This window comes from Corallococcus sp. AB049A (genome assembly GCF_003668885.1).
GTDB classification, from domain to species: domain Bacteria; phylum Myxococcota; class Myxococcia; order Myxococcales; family Myxococcaceae; genus Corallococcus; species Corallococcus interemptor.
Genome location: NZ_RAWL01000598.1, coordinates 1 through 4,165, shown reverse-complemented (window position 1 = coordinate 4,165; position 4,165 = coordinate 1). Strand labels below are relative to the sequence as shown.

General features: G+C 71.9%; 4 protein-coding genes. 2 read left to right on the top strand and 2 right to left on the bottom strand.

What is annotated here, in order from left to right:
* A partial coding sequence (locus D7X55_RS36865) for a LysR family transcriptional regulator (RefSeq protein WP_147470365.1) occupies positions 1-398 on the bottom strand: 398 nt, incomplete at its 3' end.
* Between the two features lie 133 nt (positions 399-531).
* Between D7X55_RS36865 and mltG the strand changes: the two genes are divergently transcribed.
* Entirely contained in the window at positions 532-1,548 is a 1,017-nt protein-coding gene (gene mltG, locus D7X55_RS36860) for an endolytic transglycosylase MltG (protein WP_121725472.1), read from the top strand.
* 9 nt (positions 1,549-1,557) lie between these two features.
* The gene (locus D7X55_RS36855) at positions 1,558-3,216 is read left to right on the top strand and encodes an ATP-binding protein (RefSeq protein WP_121725471.1); all 1,659 of its coding nucleotides are present in this window, start codon (positions 1,558-1,560) and stop codon (positions 3,214-3,216) included.
* 6 nt (positions 3,217-3,222) lie between these two features.
* On the opposite strand, the gene D7X55_RS36850 is transcribed toward D7X55_RS36855, so the two are convergent.
* On the bottom strand, positions 3,223-4,165 hold a 943-nt coding region (locus D7X55_RS36850), incomplete at its 5' end, for a hypothetical protein (RefSeq protein WP_306437761.1).

The window sequence follows — 4,165 nt, the reverse complement described above, 5'->3', positions numbered from 1 at the left end:
GTATTGCCCACTTCCAGACGGACCTGGAGCTCCGGGTGCGTGCGCAGGAAGGACGCCAGGAGGCCCGGCACGATGGCGTTGGCGACGGTGGTGCTCGCCGCCAGCGCCAGCTCCCCGGTGAGGGTCTCCTCCGCCGTGATGGCGAGCGCCGCCTCGTCCAGCAGGCCGTGGATGCGCTGGGCGTACTCGAAGAGCACCCGTCCGGCCGCGTTCAGCCGCACTCCCCGCGCGGTGCGCACCAGGAGCGGCTGGCCGCAGTCCGCCTCCAGCTGCCGGACCTGCGCGGTGACGGCGGGCTGAGACAGGTGGAGCAGGCGCGAGGCGGCGGAGATCTGCCCGCTGGAGGCGACGACGCGGAAGGTTTCGAGCCTGCGGGGGTCGACGAACAAGGCCTTCATCCTAGACGAGGCGTGGGGGAAGGGGCGCCTTCTCCGGTGGGTGTTGAGAAGGGGGCGCTTGCGTCCGCCTGCCCGGCCGGAGGCACGGTGGTTCTCGTTGGAAGCGTCAGGGCCTTTGATAGGTTGGCGCCCCATGAAGAAGATCCTGGTCGCGCTCCTCGTGCTCATCGTCCTGGCGGCCGCGGGTGCAGGCGGCGTGTTCATGCACTTCCAGAACGCCACCACCGCGCCGCACGCGGCGGCGGATCCGGCGCCCAAGGAGTTCGTGGTGAAGAAGGGCGCGTCCGCGCGCTCGCTGGGCCAGCAGCTCCAGGCCCAGGGCTTCCTGGATGACCCCACCGTGTGGCGCTTCCACCTGTGGCGCCGGGGCAGCCTCAACGTGAAGGCGGGCCGGTTCATGCTCAGCCCCACCGCGTCCGTGGCGGAGCTGGCCAACGCCCTGGAAGGGCAGCCGCTGCCGGAGGACGTGCCCTTCGCGATGATTGAAGGCTGGCGCCTGCGCGACACCGACCAGGTGCTCGCCGCCCAGGGGCTGATCAAGCCGGGCGAGTACATCGCCGCGGCCAGCCAGCCGGGCCGCTTCGCCGCGCCGTTCCCGCTGCCCACCCGCAGCCTGGAGGGCTACCTCTACCCGGAGACCTACGGGATCATCGCGGACAACTTCAAGGTGGAGGCGTTCATCCAGCGGCAGATCGACACCTTCCGCGCGCGCTTCTACGACGAGCACAAGGATGAGATCGCCAAGAGCGGCCGGTCGCTGCACGACATCGTCGTGATGGCCTCCATGCTGGAGCGCGAGGAGCCGGTGCCCTCGCAGCGCGCGCTGGTCGCGGGCATCCTCTGGAAGCGCGTGGACAAGGGCTTCCCGCTGGGCGTGGACGCCACCAGCCGCTACGAGCTGGCGGAGTGGAACGACCGCAAGGCGTTCCTCAAGCGGCTGCGGGACAACTCGGATCCGTGGAACTCGCGCACGCGTGCGGGCCTGCCGCCGGGCCCCATTGGCGCGCCCACGGTGGACTCGCTGCTCGCCGCGCTGCGGCCGGTGAAGAGCGACTACTGGTACTACCTGCACGACGCGCAGAAGGTCCTGCACCCGTCGCGCAACGCGCAGGAGCACGAGGCGCTCCGCGCCAAGTACAACGTGTACTGAGCCGCCGCGATGACGCCTCCTCTCCAGGTACAGGCCGCGCCGGATGACGAGCTGACCCTGCTGCGCCTGGAGACCGAGCGGCTCCGCCAGCTGGTGGAGACGGCCGCGCAGGTCACCTGGACGGATTCGCCGGACGACGGGCAGGCGCCCCTCGCCAACGCCTGGCTGGCCTTCACCGGCCAGACGCGGGAGCAGATGCGCGGCCGGGGCTGGCTCCAGGCGCTGCATCCGGGCGACCGGGAGCGGATCCGGGCCGCGGTGGACCGGGCGCGGGCCGCGAACGAATCCTGGGCGGAGCGCTACCGGCTGGGCCGCGCGGAGGGCGGGTACGTGTGGATGCTCGCGAAGGGCGTTCCGGTGCGGGCGCCGGACGGCACCATTCGCGAATGGGTGGGCACCTGCGTGGACATCCACGCCCAGGTACTGGCCGAGGAGCGCACCGTGTTCTTCGCTCGGGCCAGCGAGCTGTTCGCCTCGTCGATGGACGTGTCCTCCACGCTGGCCACGCTGGCGAACCTGTCGGTGTCCGCGCTCGCGGACTGGTGCGTGGTGGACGTGTTGCACCCGGACGGCCACTTCGAGCGCGCCCAGGTGGTGACGTCCGACCCGGCGCATGCCTCGCTCGCGGCCACCGTGCAGCGGATGAAGCCGGTCCCCCAGGAACACCCCGTCTATCCGCCCGCGGTGGCGCTGGCGACCGGCCGGTCCACCCTGGTTCCGGAGGTCACGGAGGCGGTGATGCGGTCCGCGGCGCAGGACGCGGAGCACCTGGAGACGATGCGGCGGGTGGACATCCGCTCCCTGCTCACGGTGCCGCTGCTGGCCCGGGGCCACATCCTGGGCGCGCTGACCTTCCTGATCACCACCTCCAGCCGCCGGTACGACGAGGAGGACCTTCGCTTCGCCCAGGAGCTGGCGACCCTGGCCGCGCTCGCGGTGGACAACGCGCGACTGCTCCAGGACGCACGCGAGGCCGTGCGCCTGCGCGACGAGTTCCTGTCCGTCGCGAGCCACGAGCTGAAGACGCCCCTGACGCCCCTGAGCCTGAAGCTCCAGGCGCTCGCGCGCGCGGTGAAGGCGCATCCGGAGTCGCCGCTCGCGCCCATCATCGAGTCGCACGTCGAAACGGGGAACCGCCAGGTCCGCCGGCTCACGGACCTGATGAACAACCTCCTGGACGTCTCGCGCATCAACGCCGGCACCTTCCGCCTGCAGCGCGAGGAGGTGGACCTCGCGCAGGTGGTGCGCGAGGTGGCCGGGGAGTTCGCGCCGAGGTTCGCCGTGGAGCACTGCGGCTTCCAGGTGGAGGCCCCGGAGCCGGTGCGCGGCTGCTTCGACCGGGTGCGGCTGGGGCAGGTGTTGGAGCACCTGCTGGACAACGCCCTCAAGTACGGCGCGGGCGCCCCGGTGTCCGTGCGGCTGACGGTGGAAGGCGGCATGGCGCGGCTCACGGTGCGCGACGAGGGCATCGGCATCGCGCCGGAGCAGCAGCCGCGCCTCTTCGAGCGCTACGGCCGCGCCGTGTCCGAGCGCCACTACGGCGGCCTGGGGCTGGGGCTGTACCTCACCCGCACCATCGTGGAGGCCGAGGGCGGGAGCGTGTCCATGCAGAGCCGCCTGGGCGAGGGCGCGACGGTCACCGTGGAGCTGCCGCTCGCGCGGCCCTGAAGCCGTCTACGGCGTGCTCGTCCCGGGCGGCTCGGGTGACGTCTTGAACATGTCCGCGAGGATGCGCTCGGCGGCGTCCGCGAGCAGGTCCCGGGCCATGCGCGTCTCCTCGCCGAAGATGCCGCGCGACGTGTTCGCGTCCAGCACGTGCGTGGCGAGCAGCGCGAACGCCGAGGGCTCGTCGAACGTCGCCTCCGATGACAGGACGCGCTTGCCGGGCTGCTGATCCTCCTCGTGGAAGCGCCCCTCCCAGGTGTCGCCCAGGGTGATGGAGAAGTATTGCGCGGCCACGTTGCCGGGCCGCGACATGTGCGACGCGGCCACCACGGCGCGCAGCTGGCCGCGCTCCTCGGCGGTCATCTGGCGTTTCCACGCTTCGACGGACGCGTGCATGGTGTGGATTTGATCCTTCGCCGCGTCCTCGGCGTTCTTCAGGAGGTCCGGCACCTGGGCGTGGATGAACGCCGCGAGCTGCGCCTGCGTCACGCGGTTCGCGGCGAGCACGGAGTCCACCAGCGCGAGTGACGCCTGGAGCATGCGGCGCTGCCGCGCCAGGGCGTCGGCGGGAAGGCCCCGGGTGTCCAGGCTCGAGGACGCGGTGGTGATGAGCCCGCGCAGCGTGGTGAGCCGCGTGCGCGTCTCCTCGTCGAGCGCGTCCTTGCGGCTCGCGAGCAGGACGTGGAGCGCGAGGGGGACGTGGGTGACGGCCTTGTACTCGTGGTAGTGGCGCGTGCGCGCGGGGGACTCGAAGCGCTGGCCGCCCTTGCGGAGGATGAGCACGTCGTCGATCTGCGCGATGACGGGGCCCATGCGCGACAGCACGGCTTCACGGCGCGCGGCGTAGGCGTCGCGGAACGCCTGGTTGAGGACGGAGAGCGGATCCGCGGCCTCCAGCGCCACGGTGCGCGCGACGCCGGAGGGCGGTTCGGGAGGAGGGGAGGGGGAGGAG

Bases quoted from the DNA above. Each gene is read 5' to 3' on its own strand.
- mltG (WP_121725472.1), top strand. From the start codon at position 532: ATGAAGAAGATCCTGGTCGCGCTCCTCGTGCTCATCGTCCTGGCGGCC.
- D7X55_RS36855 (WP_121725471.1), top strand. From the start codon at position 1,558: ATGACGCCTCCTCTCCAGGTACAGGCCGCGCCGGATGACGAGCTGACC.